Here is a 24,738-nt window from a genome sequence, read left to right on the forward strand (position 1 = left end):
GCTGCTAAGTAGAGATTATTTAATCGTTAACCGTAAATTCAATACGGCGATTGCGCGTGCGCCCAGCTTCGGTATCATTGGTAGCGATGGGATCGGTATCCCCTTTGCCTGCCGTGCTCAGCCTTGACGTATCGATATTTCGACCGATAAGATATTGTTTAACTGCTTCAGCGCGCTGATTGGACAGCAGCAAGTTGGCATTGGCGTTACCCGTATTGTCCGTATGACCTGTAATAGTAACCGACTTATCACCGACACGACCCAGCGCGTCTGCCATGTCATCTAAAATACCCAAACCAAGCGGTGTCAGATTGGCACTGCCTGACTCAAACTCTACAATGCGGTCGCCAAGCGTCTCATCAATCAAGCGTTGCTCGCCCTCAACCACCACTAAATTATTTTCAAGCTGGTACAAATCGGTCAAGCGCGTATGGATACGATTTTGAATGGCTTGTTTGTGTTCATGGCTATTGACTTTGCCATGTAGGCTGATGGTCGTACCGTTGATATCAATACGACCCTGACGGATGTTAGCAATATCGCTATCAATGATAGAAGTCGTCACTTGCTGCCAATTGGTCGGCAAGTTAATACTAGAGCGTACTTCCACCTCATCGGTGACGGTGCGGTTGGGATACTGTTTTTGTAGCTTGTCAATCAGTTGTTGCTTGTCTGACTGTGTGGCGACCACCCCTTTGATAACCACAGGAATACTGCTGTTGTCCACGGTTTCATGCTGGTCGGCGAGCACCAACATACTGACAGAGACACTGGTCGCTATCAGCGCACAGATGCCTTTTTTGTAGCATCTGGTTTTGCTGCTACGTGAAGGGATTAAATTAGAAATCAACATAACGACATCTCTTTTATCAGTAGTGACCAAAGGCATAATAAACAATGAAAGAGCAAAACTTATTGCGCCAAAAATACAGTTTTAAACAGCTGGCGTACGTCATACAAAAAGCTGTCTTCACGTAGTAGCATATGACTAAAGCGGGTCAGTCCAATATCTTCATCAATATATTCTTGTGTCCATTGACTGTCGTCTATCATGACCCAGTCTTCATGAAACACGGTGTCTGTATCGGTAATTTGTGCCAACAAATGACTGTCTGGCTGTCCAAAGCTGATAAACAGCTGATAAATACCCTGGCGTTTATAAAAATAGGTATTTAGATGCAGTTCGTGTGGCTGATAAAAGCCATGTATCAGGTCATGCCAAAACGTGGCTAAGCCAACAGCGGTGTCTTTGTCATGTCCCAATGTCCAGCACAAGGTCTTGTTCAGTCCATGAAAGCCTTTGGTATAAGTTGGTAAAAACAAGAGACCAGTTGCAATGATTTGCTGCGCAATAGCTTGCTTGTCACTATCTTTATAAGCAGCGATATCATTTAGTGTTGTGCTATTAATAAAGTCATAATAATGAGGGCTGCTACTGCTATGAATCAAAACGGTGTGTTTGCTCAGTAGGTCTGTCACATGCTCGCTTGGGCTGCTGACAACCTGATTAAGAGCGGTATCTATATCTGTCCAAATGGGCAGTGCTTTTGTGGGTAAGTAATTCATCCACTGTTTGGGTTTTTCCAAGTACAGTACGCAAAAGCCGATCAGTGGATACTTGCGCCCACTGCTGTCGTGGCTGGCAAGCATACTTCCTGTAATGACCTGCTGTGCTGTCGTATCGATGTGGCTAAAACTCAATGTATTCAAAGTTTCTGTGAGTGTGCCTGATAGTCGTATGGCATCACTGACCCAACGATCAATGTTTTCGATATCGGCCACATTGTGCCGCGCGCGCACAAAGTCGCCACGCGCAGGCAATTTGCCGAAGTAACTCAAGGGCAGCTGAGTGTCGGACATCATGGTGCGGTCTCCTCAGGCGTTGTCGACGCCGCTGCTGGACGGCTGGTAGTTTCTGTGGAGGTGGCATTTGTTGTGCTATTGGTTGCAGAGGTGTCACTCGTCTCTGTTACAGGCGCGGCGCTATTGCTGTTTGCTGCGCCTGCATTGGTGGTTGTCGTAGATGCATTTTTAGCATTGCTATTGTCACCAATAGGATTTGCTGTACGAGTAACACCCAGACCAATGACTTCTTCAGGCAGTTTAAGTCCAGTAAAAGGGTTGCCCGATTGACCTTGGCTTGAAGTGCTATCGCTGCCGCTAATAATTCTAAAACGTACAGGAATACTAATACCATCACCTGTCCACGTCATTTCAACCACATCATTTTCAAGCTTGGTGCGACGTGCTGTATTGATAAAGCGCTCTACGCCAAAGCTACCTGCTTCTTCTAATACGGTGTAGTCTTTGCCATCATAGTCTTTTGCACGGATGCTAGCACCAGGCTGACTGCTGGGATTTGGCCAGACAAAGGTTGTCCATGCTTGCGCACCCATACGATAGCGGAGCTGTTGACCGTCCAAGATGATGGTGTATTCTGTCAGACCACTGACAGGTAACGGCATGATTTGAAATGTGGTCTGTTTGGCAGCACTTGTGTTGCCTGCGCCGCTATCACTGCGACCACCACCTGTATAATTGATAAAATAACGACCAAAATCGGCAACAAATTTAGGATTCAGACCCAAACCAGCACCGTTCCAAATTTTGCTGGATATTTGGTCGCCGCGGCGGATAATAAACGGTGATAAAGTGCCTTCAACAAATTTCGACACATAGCCATCTTGACCAAAAAATTGACCAATCTCTGCAGGCGTGGCTTCTAAGTTAGCGTTTTTGGTAAAGGGATATTTTTTGGCAAGATTTTCCGTAAACGGCAACTGTACTTGTGCTTGCCATACCTTGTTGATTTCTGCTTTGGTTGGCGTCAATAGCATATTAAACGAGCGTGTGAGCGGCTCACTCAGTAGTGGTCTGACTCTCGGTTTTATCTCAGAATTGGCTTGGCTTAGAATTTGCTCATCTAATATTTGTAGTGACTTGGTCAGCTCAGAGCCCTCACTACTTAGTGTTTGTGAGGCAAATAAGAGCGCATCAGGTCCAATGTCATCACTACGCGCGATGTTGTTAAAGCGCGTACGAATATCTCCCAAGCTGGTCAAGTAGCGATGTAGTAAAGATGCATTTTGATTGTCTTCACGTTTGACCACGAGGGCATGGATAAACGAAAACTCCTGAGAGATAGCACCTGATGCCTGTGCTGGCGCTGAGCCTGCCGCTGAAGAACGGTTGGCAGACAATGCAGTTTCAGCCTGTTGCACCTCAGAGGGCGCTTGACGCAAAATGGTTTGTTTAAACCAGTCTAAAAAAGAGCGCTTTAAAGGCTGGTTACTTTCATCTACTGCACTCGCGACACCATCCCAATGGGTTTGTTCATCCAAGGTCTTAAAAAACACCATCAGGGGCGAATCTTTCGGGTCAGAGAGCTGGCTTAGTAATACCGCATGGTCTTGAAAATCTTTGCTATCACGGATGTATACTTGTGACAAAAAGCGTTGCCATTCGCTGATGTATTCTTGTTTGTAGCGTGTGACCAGATATTTTCTAATCTGCTCAGGACTGCCTGTAAGTGTCAAATCATCCTGTCCACTGGTCGCAAGCACCCAATCGTCTGCCACAACTTTTGTGGTTGCCGCTTTATCAATCTCATCACTAATAAAATCGGTCCATGCGCTTTTGGTAAATGTGCCCGATACGGCATAACTCCCAAGCAAAACGTTCGTGACTGAGTCTTTGGTGATTTGCGCAACTGTGACCGACGGAAAACGTGCTGAGGCACGCATTTTAATCTCAGCATACACGCGTTCACGCGCAGGCTGCCCTTTACTGACCTTGGTTAAGGTCGCCCGCGCACTGTCTACCAGTCCTAAATCATTGTCAATCAAGGGGAAGTTGTCATCATGAGTATGGGATAGGGTAAAGCTTAGGATGCGTTCTGCTTGACGAATCATCTTGTCTTCAGGCATATCTGCACGATTGGTTTCAAGCCAGCTGCGCCAAAAGCGGGTCATTTGATCACTTAAATGGCTGGTCTCTAAGTGCTCATGATTGGCAAGCATGAGATAAGCTTTTAAAGCGTTATAAGCGTCTTCAACATTGGTTGGATCAGACTCGGTATACCGTTTCCCCGTATTTTCAGTAGGCGCAGTTTCTGCTGCGGCTTGAGCCGTGCTTTTATTCTCCAGCTGGTCGGCATTGTTGTTTACTTGGGTTAAAAACTGCTCAATGCTTTGCTTGGTGGGCTTGAGCAAAATAATATTGATACCGTTGTAATACTCTTCAAGCAGTTTTTGCTTGAGTGTATCGCCTTGATAAAGACCAAAGCCCAGTGACAAAGGGGTGTCTTCATCATAGCGCTCTAACTGCTCAATACGGCTTTGCAAAATAATCAAAGATGCCAGTTGTTCTTGCAAGCTACCATTAGCAGTACTTTGGATATCTTCAACTTGCTGTAAATCTGCCAAGACACGCTCAGTCAGCTGCTTATTATTGGCATAAGACCACGTCCACAAGGATGAGGCAGCACATAGTACCACGACAGCGCCCAATGTGGCGCCAGCGCGATAACTGCGCTTACTGCGATTTTTGTGCTGCTTTACCAGATGTTTGTCTTTTAAAATCACTTTTGAGAATAAGTGATGTAAAAAGTAGGGTTGATTGTTCTTCGGTTGTGCACTGCTTAAAGGAACAGCAGGCGGCAATAAGTTGTAATTTTTAACCATTTGCGCGGTCATTTGGCTATTGACTTGACCTTTTTGCAAAGCACTGGTGAAATAAAATCCACGTAAAATAGGCTTAAATTGAAACGGATTGTCTTCAAACAAAGCATGAATGAGCGTGCGAATCATAGGTCGCAGCGACTGGAATTCCATGGGAAAGGTCATCAAACTTGGGGATACGGTACGCTGGTGACGTAAAGAAAGTTTGGTAGTGCTCAAATCTTTTAGACCGTCGACAAGCGTATTAAAATGCGTCTCGAAGATGTCGGTAATATTGATTTCATCGGGGTTTTCAGGGTAGGGAATGGTAGCTCCCCAAACTTGGTCGCGCTCTTCTTGTTCGTAGTCATTGAAAAAGTCGCGAAACCCAGAGATAAGATCCATCTTCGTAAACAAAACGTAAACAGGTGCATGTACCTCCAGATGCTCCGTGACATCTTGGACGCGGCTACGTAAATTTTTTGCCAGATCCAGCGCGTAGTTGGGATCATTTTGAGTAAGGTCAGCAATACTCACGGTAATAATGATGCCGTTAATAGGGGCTTTTGGACGATTTTTTCTTAATAATCCCAAAAAAGACAGCCACTCAGAACGGTCGTCTTCATAAACAGAATAACGCCCTGCTGTGTCTAACAAAATGCCCTCGGTAGAAAAAAACCAGTCGCAGTTACGCGTTCCGCCAATACCCTTGACAGATAAGGTGTCGGTTTTTTCCATAAAAGGAAATTTCAATCCTGAATGCAGTACCGCTGAGCTCTTGCCTGCCGCTGGATTGCCGATGACCATATACCATGGCAGCTCGTACAACGCAGCATTTCCAGTACGATCTCCCATTTTAGACTTACGAATGGTTTTAATCGCATCTTGCATTTGCTCGCGTAGTGATTGTATTTCTTGATTGTTAGCGTCTTTAGCAGCCGTATCTGGATTGTTGTCTGCCTCGCCACCTTCAATTAAATCAGCGAGTTGCTCACCAGCAGCCTGTTTTTTTTGCCACCAACGATAAGCAAAAAAAGCAATAGCCGCAGTTGCGACTACAGCGACTAAAATGACAATGAATGTCGTCAAGCCAACGTAGTCATACAATAAGACGAGAGCAACAATGGCAGCTAAAGCCATCAATACTTTAGGGTGATATATAAGATGAAAAAAGCCTGAAAACATATCAACTACCTAGTGAGTGTATGAAAAGTAAAGTCGTTATGGGATATGGATTAATGTGCATTGGCTTGCCAAAGGCTGCAGCAAGTTGGATGCCTTATAACAGCAAGCAAGGTTTCTTCAGTATTTGCGAAGTCATTGGCATATTGCGTCAATAAGCAGATGGGCATAAAGCAGGTGAGCCAAGGATTGGTTGGCATATGGTGTCCCAGATGATGAGCGTTAACCGTAAAGCTCTGCTGCGCTAAATCATCTGTAAATTTAAAAAAGGCGTCCATATCACCCGCCTGCTGTACTACGTTTAGATCAGAAATAAGTACGAGAGGCTGCTCTGTATCATCGCGCTCATGATGTTCAACGTCTGCTGTGGTTTGTGGCAGCATATTTTGCTGCAACAAAGTTTGCTTGGCTTTTGGCAATAGCTGCTTGTATCGCAATCTTTGATCATCCGCTGTATTCACCTGCATAGGCAATGCGGTGGTGGCGGTGAAGTGAATAGGCACAAACGCATCAAACGCCAGTAACTGCGCCGCTGATGGATTGCAAAACATCAGTGTACTGGCAGCCTCCGTGGGTATCATCCCCTCACTGAGGATCCTATCGCTCTCATTATCCAGCCAGTCTTGGTCAATCTGCGTATCTGCTATCAATAGCATCCCTACGCGTGGTTGGTTGCTATCTGCAACTGAGCACAGCACATCACTGATAAAAGCCAATGGAGTATTGTCAACAGGCTCAGCGCTCAGCAGCTGTAGCTTGAGTGCTTCTGCATGGATACCATATTCTGTCATTAATGACTGGATAGTAGTGCGTAAAAACTCTTTATCACTATCAGCAGGCAGACATAGGTATAACTCAAGAATAGCGATGGCAGGCTCTGTCGCTTCGGCTGATGACTCTTGCTGCATGTGCAAACTGTCTGTCTGTTGCCATTCGGGGTGGATACTGGTTGTGGTTTGGGTATCGATGTGCTGTTCTGTTTGTATCAGTAGATGCTCACCGATAACCTGTAGTGCTTCGTCATGCTGTGACAGCTGGGTATAAATCAGCGCCCACAGACGCTCAGTCAAAGTATCGCTAGGCACTACACCGTCAACGGTCTGCAAGGGCAAAGCCTCTTCAATCTCAGTAATAGGTTTCGTGAGTAACGGGAGCCCAAAAGTGTCTGTAATACTTCGATTCAGCTGTGTGACATCATCTGTATTGTCGATTATCTCAGACCAATGATTACCTTCTGGCAATAACACTTGACTAGACATCAGCAAATGGCGGTTGGGTTGGGCTTTTTGTTGGGGTAGTGGCGCTTTGGCAGGCGCGTCCGAGGTCATGTCATTGTTTGGGGCAGGTTTATTCTGATACCAATGAGTCAAACCTACGCTTATCAATATGAGCAATGGAAACAGCATAAACCATATAACAATACCTGCTAATGTCAGCTCAGATGCATTGTCTTTAAAGTACATCCAAGCAACAGCGAAATACAGAACCAGTACCGCTATCAAAGAATAGCGTACATAAGTTAGTGTTTTTTTTAAAAGCACCTACTATTCCTTTTGCTAAAATAAGCCATTTGTTCGTAAAAAAAGGGTATTCTATGGTATTTTAGTTACTTTTTCTACTAAAAATAATTAACTTATTTTATAAGAAATCCATGATAGTGAACTGGAGTTATATTTTTTGTAAAAAGAGATTTGCAGCTTTTTAGAGAAAATTGATGTAAAACAGGTATTTTTGTTGGAATTTGGTCTTTTTTTATCTATAATTGCCAACTTGTGTATGATGGCTTGTAGTTAAAAGCGTAATTTTGTCTATATCCATTAATGATATAAATGTTGATTGTTTATGTGTGTTGCCTAGGTCTTTTTACATAATATTTTAACTTTAATCGACTATGAACTGGGTAAAAGTGCTGTGAGATATGGTCTATTTGGTTATCTGTGGTTTGGTACTGGTTGCTATGGTGCTGACAGCATTACTGTATGATGGTCACTATATCAAGTCATCGCTCTATAGGTTTGGCGGTAAGCTGCAGCAGCAAATAGCAGTGGGTATGAGTCATGCATCGCCGAAGTCGTTTAAATGGACATCTGGCACTTTGTGGACACCACGAATACCCAAAGCACAGACCGCCTTGCCATTATTTTCATTCGGTTTGATTGTGGTGACACTTGGGCTGTGCTATCGCTTGGTTACCAGTCACTCGCTTGAGGTATATCACCATTATGGTGACGACACAGTCACCACGGATGCTCAGATAGGTCAGCTTTTGGCTGGTGAGCAATTACAGCCACCACCAGCACCACCAGAAGAAGCATTCGCTGAGCTTGATGCAGAAATTGCAAGCTATCAAGCAGCGATAATTCAAGAGGGAGACTGGTCACCATTTGGCACGCCAAGCGCGACTGATAACGTGCAGACGCCGCCAGACTTATCTGCTTTAAGCCATTCAGAAACCATGCCGACAAATACGGCACTAAGTACACATATCAGCACAGGTCAGATTAATATTAAAAACGCTGACCGTAACTGGAACAAAATGAATTCAGAGTTTGTGCAGCGTCTGCTGACGGTTTATAAAGTGATGCACGACCAGTATGGTTACGACATGGTCTTACTTGAGGGGTATCGCAGCCCAGAACGACAAGCTCGCTTGTTAAGCCAAGGCACGCACGTGACCAAAGCAGGCTCGTATAAGAGCTACCACCAGTTTGGGTTGGCCGCTGACAGTGCTTTTATCCGTAATGGTAAAATCGTCATCTCCGAAAAAGACCCTTGGGCGATGCAAGGCTATCGGCTCTATGGACAAGTGGCCAAATCAGCAGGGCTGGTTTGGGGCGGCGATTGGAAAATGATGGATCTAGGTCATGTTGAGCTGCGTAAAAAAGGTGTGCTGGGACGCCCAGAAATGGCAGAGATCTTAACGAAGCAGTGACAACCAAACAGGTAAAACAAAATATATATGAAAGCATTTATTAAGCACGCCACCACTATATCGATGCTGAGTAGCATGTGTGCCTTTGGGCTGGCTGGTTGTTCAACCATGGAAGCGGCCACGGAAAAACCTTCTAACGACTCTGTGACAACAATAGATAAAATCAAAGATTTAGTGGGCGCCAGAGGAGAGAACAGTGAGCTAGAAGCACTCAAAGCGCAGCTTGCTAAGCAGCAAGAACAGCTCGCTGAGATGAATGCTCAGCAGCAGGCCTTACAAGAGAAAATGAAACAGCAGCAAGTACTATTGAAACTCAATCCTACTGCGAGCGCCAATGCAGGACGTACTAAAGTAGGCACAGCAAGTACTGCATACATCGCTTTTCTAGAAGAAAAAGAGCAGTTTTCTGAGCTTGAGTCTTTAGCACAAAAAGAGATGGTGTTAATTCCAAAGCGACCAAGTGAACAAACGCTGGCTATACCCCGTGACGCCAAGTTCATAGCGGTAAAAGTTGGACTAAGATATACCAAAAAGCGCTCGCAATTTTTGATTCCGCTTGACAGTCTCGATTTCGATACGCCGCTAGAAATTAATGTTGGGGCATGTGATGTCAATATCGTATCGGGTATTCAACCGAATAAAAATACAACGTTTGAGCAAAAACTTAACGATTATCAACAGCCACTTGTACGGTGTTCATAGGAGAAGGACTTGATAAAGAATCAGGTATTGTGGGGTGAGGGTCTGTTTCTAAGACCACAGCATTTTCAAGTTCAAGACAACTACCATAATATGCAGCGTGCGCAAAGTATGCAGCTCACGCATCCCTATCTTTATGGCATTGTGGACGTAAAAATTGATGAGCAGCTATTAGACAGTGGAATGCTCAGTTTTGAGTACATTCATGCGGTGCTGCCTGATGGTGCGCTGTATCGAGCACCACATACCGACGTTTTACCAAAAGCGCTGACACTCGATATTAAAGACAACCGAGACGATATTTTTGTGTTTTTGCACTTAGATATGCTGCACCATAATGGTCATAATATTAAAGACGATACCAAAGACAGCGCTCGGTATTTAAGAGTGTCTACTGAGGCTCAAGATTTATACAGCCAAGCGGCTGATGCAATCATCGATACCATGAAACTTGCACCGCAAATACAGCTCAGTCATAGCAGCACACCTGCGCATGATGACAACGCTGTTGTGCTACTTGCGAAGTTGACTCGTACCACTCAAGGCGGTTATGCATTAGATAATGACTATACTGTGCCCAGCTTACAAGTACAGAGCAATCCAAGTTTGGTCAATCAATTGCATCGCTTGATTACCATGATTTCGACCAAATCAAGCTCACTGTATGATCATCACCGTCAATCCAACAGCGAGCTTTTGGAGTTCCGCTCCTCTGATATTGCCTCGTTTTGGCTGTTACATACATTGAATACGGCTTGTGCGCAGCTCAACCATATCTACCATCATCCTAAGCTGCATCCTGAACGCTTGTTTGAAGCATTTTTAAGCGTCGCCAGTCAGCTGGCAACATTTAGCACACTGTATAAAGTCTCTGACTTGCCCCATTACCGACATGACACTGTTAATGAGTGCTTTGGTAGTATTATTACCATCATACGAGAGCTTTTAAATACTGTGATTGCCAGCAACTTTATCTCTATTGCACTGCGTCAAATCAAACCGTCTTATTATTTGGGAGATTTGAATACTGATAAAATCACTCGCAGCTCTCAGTTGTATCTGTCTGTCAGCTCAAGTCTGCCAATGCATGAGTTGGTTGATTTGGTTCCACGTCGTTTCAAGATTGGCGCGCCAGATGCGGTAGAAAAACGTGTTTTAGCGGCGCTACCAGGGTGCTCTATTTCTCACGTTTCTCAGGTACCAAGTGCAATACCTGTTCGACCTGGGTTTGCTTATTTCATGATTGAGCAAATTGGAGAGATGTATGATGAGATGATGAAGCTAGAATCCATCTGTGTCTACGTACCAAGTGGCTTTGATGATCTTAAAATCGAGCTGATGGCTATTGCATAATCTGAGTAATTAAGACATTCATTATATAAGTAGCTGGAATCTTTATGTCGATCAACAGTACCAATACTGCAACGCCTTCTCTTTTAGATTCAGGGGAGGTGGCTTCTAGCATCTCTATGGATGGACTAGAAAAGCGCCTAGGCAGCCGTTCGCTTGTCGATATCATGTACGATGGGTTTTATCTCGTTTTTTTACTGCGTAATTACTACTTTAGTCAAAGCCCCAGTGACTTTCGACAAAAAATATATGACTTTTTATATAAATTCGAGGTTGATGCGCGTAAAAAAGGTTTCATGTCAGAAGATGTACATGAGGCTAAATACGCCTATTGTGCGTTGGTAGATGAGACCATCATGACGGCGCAAGAGGCAAATTTTCAGACATTAAAAGACACTTGGGAGTTAAATCCGCTACAGCTTGATTTGTTTGGGTCACAGATTGCGGGTAATGAGTTTTTTGAGCGCTTGGATACTTTGCGGGAGCAAGGTGAAAAGCGTTTGCCTGCACTTGAAGTGTATCATTATGCAATGCTCCTCGGTTTTCAAGGTAAATATCGACTGGAAGCGCCTGAAAAAATTCGCTACCTGATTGCGCGTCTTGGCGATGAAATTGAGCATCTGCGCGGCAATAAGCATGAGTTTGCACCGTTTTGGGCCATTCCTGATCAAATCAAACATACGCTGACACGGCAAACGCCATTATGGGTGATCATATTGGTAATCGCGCTGCTGTTGAGTACCATTTTTGGGGTTATGTATTATTTCACCAATCACAATACCGACTCTCAGCTGACCGCATATAACCAGATCATTCAAGAAAACAAAGAACAAGCACACATTTCTATATTTTTACCATAGCTGCGCATTCATAGCTTGTCTTAAAAAAGCGTTAGGCGTCATGTCTAATGCTTTTTTTATAACTATGATTTCTCCATTAACAATTTGTTACTTACCATTTTTTGCATATTATGCAGCGAGCTGCTAGCGGTGCGGCATTTCTCTATAGCTATAGTGCCATCTAGGCTACGCGGTAATCGACTAGGCGCTATAACAAAGTAAATACCTGATTCTTATCACAAATAAATGAACAAAATAGCGGGTCGTTGGGCGCGCTCATTTGCAATATCTGTCTACATGTGTAAAATACCGACCGTGTGGTATCTTTTATTTGGTAAGAATACATTCATGGTGATTAACCAAAACCACACAATCACGCAAAAAATCGTCCCAATCAGACGACGGTTTTTGTGCCATGTACCGACCGATTTAGGGTTTTGATGACTATGGAAAATGCTTACAAACGCAAAAAGCAACCCGAGCTGATTCGTCGAGCGCTCATTGAACAGGCGGCGCGCATCACTTTAGAAGAAGGGCTGTCTAAAGTGACGTTTCAGGCCGTTGCCGATGCTGTCGGTGTGACAAAAGGTGGCGTGATGCATCACTTCTCGACCAAAGACGCGCTGATTTTGGCGGTTTTTGATGATGCGGTGGCAAAGTTCGAAGCAGAGGTCGATGAGGCAATGCGTCAAGACCCTGTTGCCTATGGTGCATTTACCCGCGCTTATATCAACGCGACCATCAGCTTGAGCGAAAAAGGGCAGGTCGAGATGAATCATCAGGCGACCTTGTATGTGTTGATGCTGGGTGACAGTCATCTGCGCGAGCTGTGGTCAGAGTGGTTTTATGCCCGTCTTGCCCGCCATCAGGATACAGACGATGCCGAAGATTTGTGCTTGGCGCGTCTGGCGGCTGACGGCATTTGGTTATCAGATTTTTCAGGCATTCAAAACTTTAACAAAGCTGCCTTGTACCAGCGCCTCATTGCGCTGACGCAGCCACGCTAACGTTGAACGAGCCAGCACCGTAGAGCCAATGTAAAAGAGTGACCACAAATTTTAAGTCAATAAGCAAACCAATAAAGAGTGTATTTATGACAAATTTTAATGACATTAATGACGTAATCAACTTCGATAGCGTACAGACCGCCTTTATTAACGGTCAATACGTCGCTGAATCGGCAGACGCCGAGCGCTTTGACAGTATCAATCCTGCAACAGGCGACGTGCTTGCCGTGGTACAACAAAGTAGCCAAGCTGAGATTGACCATGCCGTAACATCAGCGCTGGCAGGTCAAAAGGTGTGGGCGGCGATGACGTCGATTGAGCGCGGACGTGTGCTGCTAAAAGCCGTGGCCAAATTGCGTGAGTACAATGACGTGTTGGCGGTACTTGAGACCAAAGATACGGGCAAGGCCTTGTCTGAGACCAAATATGTAGACATCGTGACGGGTGCAGATGTGATTGAGTACTATGCAGGGCTTGCACCTGCTATCGAAGGGCGTCAGATTCCGCTACGTGACACCAGCTTTGTCTATACCCGTGAAGAGCCGCTCGGTGTGGTCGCAGGCATCGCCGCGTGGAACTATCCAATTCAGATTGCCATGTGGAAAGCAGCACCCGCACTTGCGGCAGGCAACGCGATGATTCTTAAGCCATCAGAGATGACGCCATTATCTGCGCTTAAATTGGCTGAAATCCTCAGCGAAGCTGGCTTGCCTGACGGTGTGTTTAACGTGGTGCAAGGCGATTACCGCGTGGGTGAGGCGCTAAGCCAGCAACCAGACATTGCCAAAATCTCCTTTACCGGCAGTGTGCCCACGGGCAAAAAAGTGATGGCAGACGCCGCTTCGTCGTCACTAAAAGATGCCACCATGGAGCTGGGCGGCAAGTCACCACTGATTGTCTGTGACGATGCGGATATTAATAAAGCCGCTGACATCGCGATGATGGCGAACTTTTATAGCACAGGTCAGGTCTGCACCAATGGCACGCGTGTCTTCGTGCCTAAAACCATGCAGGCAGACTTTGAAGCAGCAATCGTCACCCGCGTACAGCGCATTAAGCTTGGCGACCCCATGGATGAGTCGGTCACGATGGGACCGCTCGTGAGCAGCACGCATCAGCACAAAGTCTTGGACTATATTGAGCAAGGCAAGGCGTCTGCCGCGCGTCTATTGATTGGTGGTGAGCCTATTACTGACAGTAATTTGGCAAACGGCGCGTTCGTTACGCCGACCGTATTTACCGATTGCACCGATGATATGAGCATTGTGAAAGATGAAATCTTTGGTCCTGTGATGTCGATTTTGACCTATGAGACCGAAGAAGAAGTGATTAATCGTGCCAATGATACCGAATACGGCTTGGCCGCAGGGGTTGTCACCAATGACATCAACCGCGCGCACCGCATCATCGGTCAGATTGAGGCGGGTATTTGCTGGATTAATACGTGGGGTGAGTCTGCCGCGCAAATGCCTGTTGGTGGCTATAAGCATTCAGGCATTGGTCGTGAAAATGGCGTACAGACGCTGGCGCATTATACCCAAACCAAGTCAGTACAAATCGAGATGGGCGACTTTGAATCGGTATTCTAAGCCGTAGCGTTTCTTGATTTTTCGTTTGCTGGGCAGGCGGGCAGTCATGTGCTGCCGCTTGCTGTTACGGCATATCGCTTACTGAATTGTTAGATAACTTGTGGAGTGTGTTATGTCATCAAGTATGACTGAGTTTGATTATATTATTGTCGGTGCAGGGTCAGCGGGCAACGTGCTTGCCACGCGCTTGACCGAAAATGCGGATGTCAAAGTCTTGCTACTTGAGGCGGGGCGTCCTGATTATCGCTTGGATTTTCGCACGCAGATGCCTGCGGCGCTGGCGATGCCACTACAAGGCAAAACCTACAACTGGGGCTACAAGACCGACCCCGAACCCTATATGAATAACCGCGTCATGGACTGTGGTCGCGGCAAGGGCTTGGGCGGCTCATCGCTGATTAATGGCATGTGCTATATCCGTGGTAATGCGCTCGATTATGACGGCTGGGCACAGCTTGACGGGCTGACCGACTGGACGTATCTCGACTGCTTGCCATATTTTAAAAAGTCAGAAAACCGTGACGTGGGCGAAAACGACTATCACGGCGCAGGCGGTCCTGTCGAGATGACCACCTCAAAACCTGGGGTCAATCCGCTGTTTCAGGCGATGATTGAAGCGGGCGTGCAGGCAGGCTATCCACGTACCGAGGACTTGAACGGGTATCAGCAAGAAGGCTTTGGTCCGATGGATCGCTTTGTCACGCCGAACGGTCGCCGCGCCTCTACGGCACGCGGTTATCTTGACCGTGCCAAGCCAAGAGACAACATCACCATCTTGACAGGCGCATTAACCGACGTGATTTTGTTTGATAACAAACGCGCGGTCGGCGTCAAAGTCCATCATGAAGGGCAAGCCAAAAACTTTTATGCCCAGCGCGAAGTCATCGTGTCATCAGGTGCGATTGCCTCACCGCAGCTGCTCCAGCGCTCAGGCATCGGTCCTGGTCAATGGCTCAAAGAAGTGGGCGTTAAAGAGGTGCTTGATTTACAAGGCGTGGGCAATAACTTACAAGACCATCTCGAGCTGTACATGCAGTATGAATGTAAGCTGCCTGTGTCTATTGCCCCTGCCAATAAATGGTGGAACAAGCCTGCCATTGGCGCTGAGTGGCTGTTCAACGGTACAGGCTTGGGCGCGTCCAACCAGTTTGAGGGTGGCGGCTTTATCCGTACGCATGAAGAGTTCACGCATCCCAATGTGCAGTATCACTTTTTGCCGCTCGCCGTGCGTTATGACGGACGCAGTGCCAGTGACGCGCACAGCTTTCAGGCGCACGTTGGCTCGTTGCGCTCGCCCAGCCGTGGTCGCGTCAAACTGACGTCAAAAGACCCAAGCGCGCACCCAAGCATCTTGTTTAACTACATGTCGCACGACCAAGATTGGCGCGAGTTCCGCGAGGCGATGCGCATCACCCGCGAGATTATGCACCAGCCAGCGCTCGACCCATATCGCGGCGCGGCCATCTCGCCGAGTGAAGATTTGGTCACCGACCAACAGCTTGATGACTACGTGCGCGAGCATGGCGAAACCGCTTATCACCCCTCATGCACCTGCGCGATGGGCGAGCATAACAATGCGGTGGTCAATGGTGAAGGCTTGGTGCATGGTATTGATGGTTTGCGCGTCGTTGATGCGTCGATTATGCCGAACATCATCAGCGGCAACCTAAATGCCACAACCATCATGATCGCCGAAAAAATCGCCGATAAGATGAAAGGCGTGCAGCTGCCACGTTCGACGGCGGATTATTATGTTGCCAATGGCGCGCTACTACGCAGTGAGCCGATGCGCCGCTATATGCCATAAGTGCTTTATCTTTGCTTGACGCGCCTTGTTTTACCGTTATTTTAATTTCGGCGCTCGCGCAATACGGGCACTGATAACGACAAGGCGCGTACGACACTGACGAGAGCGAGACAGCGTGGCGGTTTTTGCCTGCGCTGTACTCGGTTTTTTAATCGGTATGACCTACCTTAGCAGCGTTTGCCCACAGGCGTGATAATCCCTTTGGGCAGCCGCACCCTGCGAACGCGATTAAGCTAGGTGATATCAGACCGTAATTTATTTTACTTATTTGAGGTCTTTTATGCACAGTTCGCCATCAGCGAATGCAACAAAACCCTTGAGTCTAAATAGAACCGTCTTTTTAGGCTCAGCCATTATTTCTATTTTATTAATCATTTGGACGATTGCCTTTCCCACTTATAGTGAAGGGCTATTAAACGCAGGCATGGCGTGGGTATCAGAAAGTTTTGGCTGGTATTACATGCTGGTGGTCGCTGCGTACAGTATTTTTGCGCTGTTTGTCGGTTTTTCTAAATATGGCGATATCAAGCTCGGTCAAGATCACGAAAAGGCGCAGTTTCCCTTTTTAGCGTGGGCGGCGATGCTGTTCTCGGCAGGTATCGGTATTGACTTGCTGTTCTTTGGCGCTTCCGAGCCATTGACCCACTATCTGATGCCGCACGCAGGACTCACGCCTGCCAGCGCCGAGGCGATGCAACAAGCCGTGGCGCAGACCTTTTTACATTGGGGTCTACACGGCTGGGGCATTTATGCCTTGATTGGCATGGCGCTCGCGTACTTTGCCTACCGCAAAAACATGCCGTTGGCTTTGCGCTCGCCGCTCACGCCCATCTTTGGTGAGCGTTTGATTAAAGGCTGGGTCGGCGATGGGGTCGATACCTTTGGCGTGGTCTGTACCTTGATGGGCATTGCCACCAGTTTGGGTATTGGCGTCTTGCAAGCCAACGCAGGCTTGACGCACGTCTTTGGCATTGAATCGAGCAAGATGGTACAGTCCATCATCATTATCGTGGTGGTCGTGGCTGCGGGCATCTCGGCGATGACGGGCGTGGAAAAAGGCGTTCGCCGCTTGTCTGAATTTAACATGCTGGCGGCAATTTTACTGTTGGTTGCGATTTTGGTGATGGGCAACACGGTCTATCTACTGAACACCTTTACCCAAAATATCGGGCAGTATTTCCAGACCATCGTGGCAAAAACCTTTGACGTATATGCCTACGATGGCGCAGAAGGCGCGGCGTGGAAATCGTCATGGACGATATTTTTCTGGGCATGGTGGGTTGCGTGGGCACCCTTTGTCGGCTTGTTTATCGCACGTATCAGCCGTGGACGCACGCTACGTGAGTTCGTCTTTGGCGTGATGTTTATCCCGCTGGGCTTTATTTTTGCGTGGTTCTCTATCTTTGGTAACTCAGCGATTGATTTGGTCGCTAATGGTGCAACGGCACTGGGTGAGGTGGCGACCGCTGACCCTGCCATGGGACTGTTTGCGCTGTTTGAATACTACTCTTATAGCGATATCTTATCGTTTGCAGGCGTGCTGATTGGCTTGATTTTCTTTATCACTTCAGCGGATTCAGGCGCACTGGTACTGGCGAACCTTAGCTCAAAAGGCATGACCAATGACACCGATGCGCCCGTATGGCTGCGTCTGTTTTGGGCAGCAGCAACAGGCTTGATTACGCTGGGTCTACTGTTTGCAGGTGGTTTTTCCTCGCTACAGTCGGTCTCGGTCATCGCAGGCTTGCCATTTTCTATCGTGCTTGTGATGTATATGATGTCGATGTGGAAGTCGCTCAAAGAAGAGGGCAACAAGCGCAAAGCGACCACCATCGGTACCGCGAACGTCTTGGACAATGGTAAAGGCTGGCGCGCGCGCTTGCAGCGTATTGTCAGCTTCCCAAGCCATACGCAGGTTGAGCGCTTTTTACAAAACGTGGTCAAGCCTGCCATGATTGAGGTCGAGCGTGAGCTGGCCGCTGGTGGCTTAAAGACGGTGCTCGATATTCATAACCTTGAGCATATCGGTGATGATATCAATAACAGCAGCGCTGATGACAATGGGCAAATCAATGGTCTAAAACTGCGCGTCGGTCATGGGGATGAAGACGACTTTGTGTATGAAGTGCATTTGATTCGCGCCGAGCGTCCGAACTTTACGCTCAGCACCGCGACCAAAAATGCAGAATACTATTACCGCGCCGAAGTGTTCTTGAGTGAAGGCTCGCAAGAATACGACTTGGTCGGCTATACCAAAGAGCAGGTGCTCGTGGATATCTTGAACCAATACGAATACCACTTGCAGTACTTGCACTTAGAGCGTCAGCCAAACAGCTAAGTAGGACAACTATTCTTATGACACAAAAAAGCCACCTTAATGTAGGTGGCTTTTTTATGGTCTGTGGGTTTGTGTTTGATGGAATAGGTTTAATAAAATAGCCTAAGCAAAATATGCGATATTAAACAGCATAGCTAATGGCATGATTAACGGGATATTTGAAAACCACATTAAGAAACCACGCAGCTGTGTATCACTTGTCATCACTTGGCGTGTTTTGCTGATTTTTGTCTTTGGTGCCAATCACGCCCAAGTCTTCTGCAGAGAGTTTGTCGTACTCTTTTTTGCAAAAATCGGGATCCATTTTGCACATTGCCGCTTGCATTTGGTCAAGGCGTGTTTCTGATTGGCGAATGTGCTCAAGCATCTTGGCAAAGGCATCGGCGACAGGGTCGGTCGAGCTTGGGCTGATACCATAGGCTTGGAAGGTGCTTTCGCGAACGCTTTTTGGGCGCTCGTCACGGCTTTGGCTATCGAGGTTCAGCTCGGTGGCTTGGGCGGCTTTTTCTTGTTGCTTGGCATCATCGACTTGTTTGGTCAATGGGTTGCCTTTTTCATCGTGGTACGCTGATATCATGCGCGCCGCGCTGCCGACCATAGTGGCGTTTTCGGGGACGGCTTTGACCACCACGGCGTTAGAGCCGATTTTGGCATTTTTACCGACCGTGAAAGGTCCGAGCACTTTTGCGCCTGCGCCGACGATGACGCCGTCTTCAAGGGTAGGGTGGCGCTTGCCATTGTTCCAAGACACCCCGCCCAAGGTCACGCCGTGATACAAGGTTACGTCGTTACCAATCTCAGCGGTTTCGCCAATCACCACGCCAACGCCATGGTCAATAAAAAAGCGTCTGCCAATCTTGGCAGCAGGGTGAATCTCGATGCCCGTCATGATGCGCGCACCATAGGACACCGCACGCGCGGCAAACTTATGGTCATGCTGCCACAGACAGTGCGCCCCGCGATGCAAAATCAGCGCATGGATGCCAGGATAGGTCAGCAGCACTTCCATGCTGTTACGCGCGGCAGGGTCGCGATTGAATACCGCTTCGATGTCTTCTTGTAGGTGATTTTTAATAGTGGTCAGAGATTTGAACAAGGTCTTTGGCGATGGCATAAAGTGTCCTATCGGGTCTTATCCATACGGAAAGGGTAAAATAAAATAACTGGCACGGCATCGATGACGTGCAGTGACGCCTGAATGCATCAGTTATAGCAGTTTTGCACAAAAAAATACAGCCATCAGCAGCATCGTCGTCCCATCGCTTATCAGCAGTGTGAGACGCCATGCCGCTTTTGGCTGTAGTGGCACTGCTTTGGCGTTATTTTAATTTGGCGATTAATGCGCTGAGCAGTTGATATTCTTTTTTGTCCAGTTGCAGGCGCGCGCTTAAACGTGACAGGCGGGCGGGTAGGGATTTTAACTGTCCTGCATCGGCAAGGTTTTTATCAACCATAAGGTCAATCACTCGATTGACCAGCTGCGCTTGCTCGGCGTGCGTGATGGCAGGCTCGTCCCACTGCTGGCGGATATGCATCGTCAGACCAGATTCTGTGTCGTCTGCGTTATCAGGCGTGTCGGTATGGCTGACGTGCGCTTGCGTGCGTGCAAAGATAAAGCTGGCAATGACCTGAATCGCCGAGGCGACATTCAATACAGGGTACTCAGGATTGGCATCAATCTGAATATGATAGTCGGCGAGCGCCAACTCATCATTAGTCAGACCACGGTCTTCGCGCCCAAACAAAATGGCGATATTGGGCGTACTGCCCTGAGCATTTTGCGCGTCAATAAACGACAGCATAATGTCCGCCGCCTCGGTCGGATTGACCACAGGGCGCGGCATATGACGACTGCGACTGCTTGCTGCAAACACCAGCTGACAGTCGGCAACAGCCGCATCGAGCGTGGGCGTGATGCTCGCGGCTTCTAATACCGCGATACCACCCGCCGCGTGTGACACGCTGGTGTCATCAATCGGATGCTTGGGGTCAACCACTGTAAGCCGTGATAAGCCCATGGTATGCATGGCGCGCGCAGCAGAGCCAATATTGGCAGGCAAGGTGGTATTGACCATAATGACTTGCAAGTGCGCCAGATACTCGCCAATGCTGCGAGGATTCATAGGGTCTACACTTTGGCTCATGATTGTCCCAGATGCTTATGGATATCTGTCTCTAGACGCTGTATGGCGTGTTGCATCTCGGTGACGGTGTCTGCGTGCTGGCTGATGTGGTTGTCGCGGCAGGCTTCTTGTAGCGTACCACTCAGCGCCATCATTTGCGCTGCGCCAAGATTGGCACTGGCACCTTTGAGCGCGTGCGCAATCTCAAAGCCATTGGCATTGTCGTTGTCAGCGACGGCTGTGGCTAATGCATCGATACGGCGGCGACTGTCAACCAGATAGGTGCTGACCAAGTCTTGAAAATCGTCTTCGAGCAAGTCGCGCATCTCGTCAAACTGCTCATAATCAATAACGATGTCAGTTAAGGTGTTGTCGTGGGTTTGGCTCATGAGGGCATCCAATTCAATCAAATATAAGACAATGGGTCAACGGTCGATACACAGGCTCAGCGGTAGTGAAAGTGCAAATGTGTATCGCCAACCAAGGTTTTTAAATGCTGCAGGTTATCATCATTGGGGTAAACGCGCCAGTGCTGAGAGAGCGCAACGTTGGCTATCGCGTAATTGTTATAAATACTCAAACCGAGTGCAATACAATTATCGTTAATCGTCTGTGCGCCCGTTGTCGCAGCAGTTACGGGCATTTGTAACAAGTCATTACCCATCTCGTCATACAGGCTACCAAGCGCATCATCAGAAAAATAGTCCTGCTCGTCTTGCTCATCCCCGTCTTCCTGATAAGGAGCGATGGGCGGCGGAATTTGTGCCGACTGTGCCGACTTTAAAAGCGGCTGCAAGCGCTCAAGCAAAGTCACATCTTCAGCATACAGCTTAATGCTGATTTTGTTAAGCCAGCGCAGTCGCGCCTCAACCATGCTAAAAGCGTGGGTCAGACGCGCAAACAAGCGCCCATCGCGCTCGCGGATGCTGCCTTTAATCACCACCACTTCATCGATTTTAATCACGTCTTTGACGCGGTTAAAGCGCTCGGCGTAGCAGCTGACCTCAAGGCGTGCCGTGCCGTCATCAAGCGTAATCACGTGGCGGTTGCCAAAGTTGGCGACATCCATGACCAAGCCTGCAAAGTAGCAGCTGCCATTAAATCCGGTGTCATTTAGGCTATCAAGACGTGCGCCTGCCGTATAGCGTTTGAGCTCGGCGCGGTACTCATCAATCGGGTGCCCAGTTAAATACAGCCCAAGGGTGCTTTTTTCTGCCTTTAAGCGGTGCTTGTCACCCCAAATCAAATCACTTGAGACAGGCAGCGGTGGGGCGCTGACGATGCCGCTATCCACATCGCCAAACAAGTCCATCATACCGATTTCGCGGTTTTGGCGGTCTTGCTCAGCGGCTTGTACGGCGCTGGCAAGCTGGCTCATCAAGGCGCCGCGTATCTCAAAGGCACGCTCACTTGGCAAGTCAGGGCGCAAGGTCGCGGCAAAGTCATCAAAACAGCCTGCCTTTACCAAGGCTTCAAGCGTACGCTTATTGACTTTTTTGATGTCTACGCGGCGGCAAAAATCGTATAAGTCGCTAAACGCGCCGCCCTCACGTCTTGCCGTCACAATCGACTCGACCGCGCCTTCGCCCACGCCTTTAATTGCGCCTAGACCATAAATGATATTGCTCGGGGTGTCGGCGACAAAGTGCCACTCACTGCGGTTGACCGATGGATTGGCAACGGTTAAGCCGAAGTTTTCGCGGCAATCATTGATAAAGAACACCACGTTGTCCGTGTTGTTCATATCAGAGGTCAGTACCGCCGCCATAAATTCGGCAGGGTAGTAGTGCTTGAGATAGGCAGTTTGGTAGGCGAGTACGCCATACGCCGCCGAGTGCGACTTGTTAAAGCCGTAGCCTGCAAACTTTTCCATCAAGTCGAACACGCCGCCTGAGGTCGTCTCGTCAATACCTTGTGCGGTCGCCCCTGTGACAAAAATATCGCGCTGTTTTGCCATCTCTTCAGGTTTTTTCTTACCCATGGCACGGCGCAGCATGTCCGCCCCGCCAAGGCTGTAGCCTGCCATCACCTGCGAGATTTGCATCACCTGTTCTTGATAGACAATAACGCCGTTGGTGTTGTTCAATATCGGCTCAAGGTTGGGATGGTCATAGATGACCTCTTCGCGGCCGTGTTTGCGGTCGATATACATCTCGACCATGCCTGCATCGAGCGGACCTGGGCGATACAGCGCACACATCGCGATGACGTCTTCGATATTGGTCGGTTGCAGCTTAGCGAGGTATTTTTTCATACCCATGCTCTCAAGCTGAAACACCGCTGTGGTTTTAGCCTCTTGCAATAAGGTGTAAGCGTGGCCGTCATCGAGCGGCAAGTCTTCGAGTATCAGTGCTGGCTGCTGCTCCCGCGCGCGGCGGGCATTGATGTTTTGCACGGCAGCGTTAATGACCGTTAAGTTACGCAGGCCCAAAAAGTCAAACTTCACCAGCCCGACCGCCTCGACATCGTCTTTATCAAACTGCGAGACGCGGTGACCCTCGTCATCACAATAAATGGCGCTAAAGTCGGTGATTTTATTCGGTGCAATCAACACGCCGCCCGCGTGCTTACCGACGTTTCGGCACACGCCCTCAAGCTTAATCGCCATCTCCCAGATTTCAATGGCGTCTTCATAGTCCATATTGTCAGGGTTGCTGATTAAGTCTTTGAGCTGCGGCTCTTCGTTCAGCGCTTGGGTGAGGGTGATGCCAGGGGTTTTGGGAATCAGCTTGGACATTTTATTGGCAAGACCGTACGATTTGCCTTGTACCCGCGCCACATCGCGCACCACCGCTTTTGCCGCCATCGTACCAAAGGTGATAATCTGCGACACCGCCTCGCGTCCATAGGTGTTGGCGACGTATTCAATGACCCTATCGCGCCCCTCGATACAAAAGTCGATATCAAAGTCGGGCATTGAGACACGCTCAGGGTTCAAAAAGCGCTCGAATAGCAAGTCATAATGCAGCGGGTCAAGGTCGGTGATGTTCAGCGCATAGGCGACCAGCGAGCCTGCACCCGAGCCACGACCAGGCCCTACGGGTACGCCATTGTTTTTCGCCCAGCGGATAAAGTCCATCACAATCAAAAAGTAACCTGGGAAACCCATGGACAAGATGATGTTCAGCTCATATTCCAAGCGCTCATCATACGGCGCACGTATCGCGTCCCAATCCTCGCCGCGTGCGTCTACAGGATAGAGTTTATCCAGACGTCTATCGAGACCGCGCTTTGACTCGGCGCGGAAAAAGGACTCGATGGTCTCGCCCTCAGGCACGGGAAATTCGGGCAAAACGTTTTCGCCAAGGGTTAAGGTCACGTTACAGCGGGTCGCCAAGTGCATGGTGTTGTCAATGACCTGCGGAATATCGGCAAACAGCTGTTGCATCTCACTTTGCGTCTTTAGATACTGCTCATCTGAGTAGAGGCGCGGGCGGTTGGGGTCGGCAAGGACATAAGAGGTGGCGATACACACGCGCGCTTCGTGCGCATCAAAGTCGTCTTGCTGTAAAAAGCGCACGTCATTGTGCGCGACAATCGGAATCTGATGCCGCGCCCCTGCATAAATCGCCTGCTCAATAAAGGCATCTTCGCCCGCACGATTGGTGCGCTTAATCGCAAAATACAAGCGATCGCCAAACGCTGCCTGCCACGAGGTCAATAAATCATCGGCTTTTTCAGATACGGCACTGATAAGCGCTTGCCCGACATCAGACTTTTCGGTAAATAAGACAATGACGCCCTCAGCATGCGCCAGTATCTGCTCACGCGTCACCACAGGCGTACCGTGGTTGTCAGGATTGGCGCGCCCTTCGGTATAGCCCAAAGACACGATACGCGTGATGTTTTGATAACCCGTATTGTCCATGGCGAGCAAAATGAGGCGCGTGTCTTCATTGTCCATGATGACTTCACTACCGATAATCGGCTTGATACCCGCGCCAAGACACGCCCGATAAAACTTCACCGTGGCATACAGGTTAGACAAATCCGTCAGCGCAAGCGCCCGCTGACCATCCGCCGCCGCCGCCTTAATCAGCGGTTTGATGCGGACGATAGAGTCTGTAATTGAATATTCACTATGAATGCCAAGGTGTACAAATGCCATAAACGACTCTTCATTATGCTCAAAAAAACCAAACGCCAACGCCGGATATGGGTATAAACAATAACATTATCAATCATTTAATGAATGTTTATACCGCACAAAGCCG

16 protein-coding genes are annotated in these 24,738 nt (G+C 48.2%); 8 read left to right on the forward strand and 8 right to left on the reverse strand.

The annotated features are described in order from the left end of the window. Nucleotides 1-19: 19 nt before the first annotated feature. The 4 genes from JMW05_RS00105 to JMW05_RS00120 form a co-directional block, all read right to left on the reverse strand. A complete protein-coding gene (locus tag JMW05_RS00105) occupies nt 20-853 on the reverse strand; it encodes an OmpA family protein (protein ID WP_201503408.1) in 834 nt (277 codons plus the stop codon). A gap of 59 nt (nt 854-912) precedes the next feature. After that, nucleotides 913-1,863 carry a type VI secretion system-associated protein TagF gene (gene tagF, locus JMW05_RS00110; protein ID WP_201503409.1) on the reverse strand — a complete coding sequence of 317 codons (951 nt, stop codon included), beginning with the start codon at nt 1,861-1,863 and terminating at the stop codon, nt 913-915. Continuing rightward, nucleotides 1,860-5,798 carry a type VI secretion system membrane subunit TssM gene (gene tssM, locus JMW05_RS00115; protein ID WP_201503410.1) on the reverse strand — a complete coding sequence of 1,313 codons (3,939 nt, stop codon included), beginning with the start codon at nt 5,796-5,798 and terminating at the stop codon, nt 1,860-1,862. Before tssM ends, tagF begins: the two co-directional genes overlap by 4 nt. A gap of 95 nt (nt 5,799-5,893) precedes the next feature. Further along, complete coding sequence (locus JMW05_RS00120) at nt 5,894-7,210, reverse strand: hypothetical protein (protein WP_201503411.1); 1,317 nt, start codon at nt 7,208-7,210, stop codon at nt 5,894-5,896. A 548-nt stretch (nt 7,211-7,758) separates the two neighbouring features. Between JMW05_RS00120 and JMW05_RS00125 the strand changes: the two genes are divergently transcribed. The 8 genes from JMW05_RS00125 to betT all read left to right on the forward strand — a co-directional run bounded on the left by JMW05_RS00125 (nt 7,759) and on the right by betT (nt 18,401). Then, on the forward strand, nt 7,759-8,772 hold the full coding sequence (locus JMW05_RS00125) for a M15 family metallopeptidase (RefSeq protein WP_227691375.1): 1,014 nt from the start codon (nt 7,759-7,761) through the stop codon (nt 8,770-8,772). A 27-nt stretch (nt 8,773-8,799) separates the two neighbouring features. Beyond that, nucleotides 8,800-9,474 carry a hypothetical protein gene (locus tag JMW05_RS00130; RefSeq protein ID WP_201503412.1) on the forward strand — a complete coding sequence of 225 codons (675 nt, stop codon included), beginning with the start codon at nt 8,800-8,802 and terminating at the stop codon, nt 9,472-9,474. Between the two features lie 9 nt (nt 9,475-9,483). Beyond that, on the forward strand, nt 9,484-10,824 hold the full coding sequence (gene tssK / locus JMW05_RS00135; RefSeq protein ID WP_201503413.1) for a type VI secretion system baseplate subunit TssK: 1,341 nt from the start codon (nt 9,484-9,486) through the stop codon (nt 10,822-10,824). 44 nt (nt 10,825-10,868) lie between these two features. Further along, nucleotides 10,869-11,681: a type IVB secretion system protein IcmH/DotU gene (gene icmH / locus JMW05_RS00140; protein WP_201503414.1), complete on the forward strand. Its 813-nt coding sequence runs from the start codon at nt 10,869-10,871 to the stop codon at nt 11,679-11,681. Nucleotides 11,682-12,106: 425 nt separating this feature from the next. Then, the gene (locus JMW05_RS00145; protein WP_227691376.1) at nt 12,107-12,667 is read left to right on the forward strand and encodes a TetR/AcrR family transcriptional regulator; all 561 of its coding nucleotides are present in this window, start codon (nt 12,107-12,109) and stop codon (nt 12,665-12,667) included. An 86-nt stretch (nt 12,668-12,753) separates the two neighbouring features. After that, on the forward strand, nt 12,754-14,256 hold the full coding sequence (gene betB, locus JMW05_RS00150; protein ID WP_201503416.1) for a betaine-aldehyde dehydrogenase: 1,503 nt from the start codon (nt 12,754-12,756) through the stop codon (nt 14,254-14,256). 112 nt (nt 14,257-14,368) lie between these two features. Beyond that, entirely contained in the window at nt 14,369-16,063 is a 1,695-nt protein-coding gene (gene betA, locus JMW05_RS00155; protein ID WP_201503417.1) for a choline dehydrogenase, read from the forward strand. 316 nt (nt 16,064-16,379) lie between these two features. Continuing rightward, entirely contained in the window at nt 16,380-18,401 is a 2,022-nt protein-coding gene (gene betT, locus JMW05_RS00160) for a choline BCCT transporter BetT (protein WP_265090588.1), read from the forward strand. Nucleotides 18,402-18,594: 193 nt separating this feature from the next. On the opposite strand, the gene cysE is transcribed toward betT, so the two are convergent. The 4 genes from cysE to dnaE form a co-directional block, all read right to left on the reverse strand. Continuing rightward, entirely contained in the window at nt 18,595-19,515 is a 921-nt protein-coding gene (gene cysE / locus JMW05_RS00165) for a serine O-acetyltransferase (protein ID WP_201503419.1), read from the reverse strand. Nucleotides 19,516-19,720: 205 nt separating this feature from the next. Further along, a complete protein-coding gene (locus tag JMW05_RS00170; RefSeq protein WP_227691377.1) occupies nt 19,721-20,545 on the reverse strand; it encodes an RNA methyltransferase in 825 nt (274 codons plus the stop codon). Continuing rightward, nucleotides 20,542-20,913, reverse strand: coding sequence for an Hpt domain-containing protein (locus JMW05_RS00175; RefSeq protein ID WP_201503420.1), 372 nt, complete (start codon nt 20,911-20,913; stop codon nt 20,542-20,544). Before JMW05_RS00175 ends, JMW05_RS00170 begins: the two co-directional genes overlap by 4 nt. Nucleotides 20,914-20,969: 56 nt before the next feature. Next, nucleotides 20,970-24,632, reverse strand: coding sequence for a DNA polymerase III subunit alpha (dnaE, locus tag JMW05_RS00180; RefSeq protein ID WP_201503421.1), 3,663 nt, complete (start codon nt 24,630-24,632; stop codon nt 20,970-20,972). Nucleotides 24,633-24,738 lie beyond the last annotated feature (106 nt).

The sequence above is a fragment of the Psychrobacter aestuarii genome (assembly GCF_904846035.1).
Classification (GTDB): Bacteria; Pseudomonadota; Gammaproteobacteria; order Pseudomonadales; family Moraxellaceae; genus Psychrobacter; species Psychrobacter aestuarii.

What these genes read in the sequence shown, in the direction of transcription:
- icmH (WP_201503414.1), top strand. Translation starts at nt 10,869, where the DNA reads ATGTCGATCAACAGTACCAATACTGCAACGCCTTCTCTTTTAGATTCA.
- JMW05_RS00130 (WP_201503412.1), top strand. Translation starts at nt 8,800, where the DNA reads ATGAAAGCATTTATTAAGCACGCCACCACTATATCGATGCTGAGTAGC.
- JMW05_RS00105 (WP_201503408.1), bottom strand. Translation starts at nt 853, where the DNA reads ATGTTGATTTCTAATTTAATCCCTTCACGTAGCAGCAAAACCAGATGC.
- dnaE (WP_201503421.1), bottom strand. Translation starts at nt 24,632, where the DNA reads ATGGCATTTGTACACCTTGGCATTCATAGTGAATATTCAATTACAGAC.
- JMW05_RS00125 (WP_227691375.1), top strand. Translation starts at nt 7,759, where the DNA reads ATGGTCTATTTGGTTATCTGTGGTTTGGTACTGGTTGCTATGGTGCTG.
- JMW05_RS00170 (WP_227691377.1), bottom strand. Translation starts at nt 20,545, where the DNA reads ATGAGCCAAAGTGTAGACCCTATGAATCCTCGCAGCATTGGCGAGTAT.
- betB (WP_201503416.1), top strand. Translation starts at nt 12,754, where the DNA reads ATGACAAATTTTAATGACATTAATGACGTAATCAACTTCGATAGCGTA.
- tssM (WP_201503410.1), bottom strand. Translation starts at nt 5,798, where the DNA reads ATGGCTTTAGCTGCCATTGTTGCTCTCGTCTTATTGTATGACTACGTT.
- JMW05_RS00175 (WP_201503420.1), bottom strand. Translation starts at nt 20,913, where the DNA reads ATGAGCCAAACCCACGACAACACCTTAACTGACATCGTTATTGATTAT.
- tagF (WP_201503409.1), bottom strand. Translation starts at nt 1,863, where the DNA reads ATGATGTCCGACACTCAGCTGCCCTTGAGTTACTTCGGCAAATTGCCT.
- cysE (WP_201503419.1), bottom strand. Translation starts at nt 19,515, where the DNA reads ATGCCATCGCCAAAGACCTTGTTCAAATCTCTGACCACTATTAAAAAT.
- betA (WP_201503417.1), top strand. Translation starts at nt 14,369, where the DNA reads ATGTCATCAAGTATGACTGAGTTTGATTATATTATTGTCGGTGCAGGG.
- JMW05_RS00145 (WP_227691376.1), top strand. Translation starts at nt 12,107, where the DNA reads ATGGAAAATGCTTACAAACGCAAAAAGCAACCCGAGCTGATTCGTCGA.